Source organism: Saccharopolyspora sp., assembly GCF_017434145.1.
GTDB classification, from domain to species: domain Bacteria; phylum Actinomycetota; class Actinomycetes; order Mycobacteriales; family Pseudonocardiaceae; genus Saccharopolyspora_C; species Saccharopolyspora_C galaxeae.
Map to the genome: position 1 here is coordinate 1 of NZ_JAFRFW010000401.1, position 1,787 is coordinate 1,787.

Annotated in this window: 1 protein-coding gene; it reads right to left on the minus strand. The window is 73.9% G+C overall.

The features are described 5' to 3' along the window. Positions 1 to 35: 35 nt before the first annotated feature. On the minus strand, positions 36 to 1,628 hold the full coding sequence (locus IJH84_RS10930) for an amidohydrolase (protein WP_295143540.1): 1,593 nt from the start codon (positions 1,626 to 1,628) through the stop codon (positions 36 to 38). Positions 1,629 to 1,787 lie beyond the last annotated feature (159 nt).

A 1,787-nucleotide genomic window follows, 5' to 3' on the forward strand; every position in this document is an offset into this window, starting at 1 on the left:
CCGGAGCGTGGCGGCCCGGCCGCTGGCGAGAGTGCTTAGCCATAGATGACGGCACCCCGGTGCACGGTTTGGCGGCAACGCGGCAAGGCGTCCTCGGGACCCAGCCGCGGCAGGGCGGCCACGCGCGACCGCGGGTCGGTCGACCAGCGCTGCACCCGCGAATCCGGTGCCGTCACGACCAGATCGCCGGTCTCCCACACCGCGTAAGTCGCCGGTGCGCCCGGCATCAACGCCCCCGTCACCCCGTCGTCGAGACCGGCGGCACGCCAGCCGCCGCGGGTGTGCGCGGTGAACGCGGCGCGCGGTGAGATGCCGAAACCTTCCGTGCGGTGGTGCACCGCGGCACGCACCGAAGCCCACGGGTCGACCGGGGTCACCGGTGCGTCCGAGCCGAGCGCCAGCAGGATCCCGTTCGACGCCAACGCCGAGAACGGGTTCAACCGCGTGCCGCGCTGCACCCCGAGCCGCTGCGCGTACATGTCCGACGGACCGCCCCAAGCCGCGTCGAACGCGGGCTGCACCGATGCGGCCACCCCGAACGACCCGAGCTGCGCGGCCTGCTCCGGGCCGACCATCTCCAGGTGCTCCAGGCGGTGGCGCATGCTCGCCAGCGCGGGCACTCCCAGCACTTTCGCCGCGCGGCGGAAGCCCTCGCAAGCCTCGGCCACCCCGGCGTCACCGATGACGTGGAAACCGGCCTGCAACCCGTTCCTGGTGCACTCGACGAGGTGCTCGGCCACCGCCTCGGCGTCCAGGTAGAGCACGCCGGACGTGGTCGGATCGTCGTTGTAGGGCGCCCCGAGCGCAGCCGTGCGCGAGCCCATCGCGCCGTCGATGAACAGATCGCCGCCGAGGCCCCGCACCCCGAGCTCGCGTGCGGTGTGCAGCGCGCCGAGCTCGCCCCAGTAGCCGACGACCTCCGGCAGATCACCCCGCGCGGACAGCGCCATCAGGTCGGCGAGGTCGTCCTCACCGGAGATGTCCGGTCCGGCGCACTCGTGCACGCTGGCCACGCCGTGCGCGGCCGCGTGCCGCAGGAAAGCCAGCTGCGCCTCGCGGCGCTGGGCCACGCCGAGCGATTCCCTGGCCGCGCTGCGCGCGTGGTGGTGGGCCACCCGGGTCAGCGGACCTTCGCCGCTCCAGCCCTCGGCGCCGCGGGCCAGCGGTGCGCGATCGATCAGGGCGGTGGAAACCAGCGCGGAGTGCACGTCGATCCGCGAGAGGTACACCGGCGCCCCGCCACAGGCGCTGTCGATCTCGGAGCGGGTCGGCGGGCGGCGCTCCGGCCACCACGTCTCGTCCCAGCCGTGCCCCCACACCAGCGCGCCGGGGTGTTCCTCGACGTGATCGCGCAGCGCGTGCAGGAACTCCGTCAGCGAAGCGCACCCGGTCAGGTCGAGGCCGTTGAGCAGCAGGCCCGAGGAAGTGGCGTGCACGTGGGCGTCGACGAACGCGGGCGTGACGAACGCACCGCCGAGATCGACTACCTCCGCCTCGGGGTGCAGCGCACGGCCGACCCGGTCGGACCCGACCCAGGCGACGGTGCCGTCGATGACGGCCATCGCGGTGGCGTCGGCGTCGGCGGGTGAGTGGATCCGCCCCCCGAGCAGCAACGTGGTCTCGGACATGTCCCTGTGTGTTCCCTGTCCTGGGGATCTCCCCCGGCTTCGCTTCCTGGCGGCGCTGAGCTGATCGAGCCTACGGCCCGAACGGCCCCCACCGGATCCCGGCCCCCTCGCGGCCGGTCCCGCAACAGCGGGTGCGGCACCCCTCCTCGTCCTCGCCGG

What these genes read in the sequence shown, in the direction of transcription:
- IJH84_RS10930 (WP_295143540.1), bottom strand. Translation starts at nt 1,628, where the DNA reads ATGTCCGAGACCACGTTGCTGCTCGGGGGGCGGATCCACTCACCCGCC.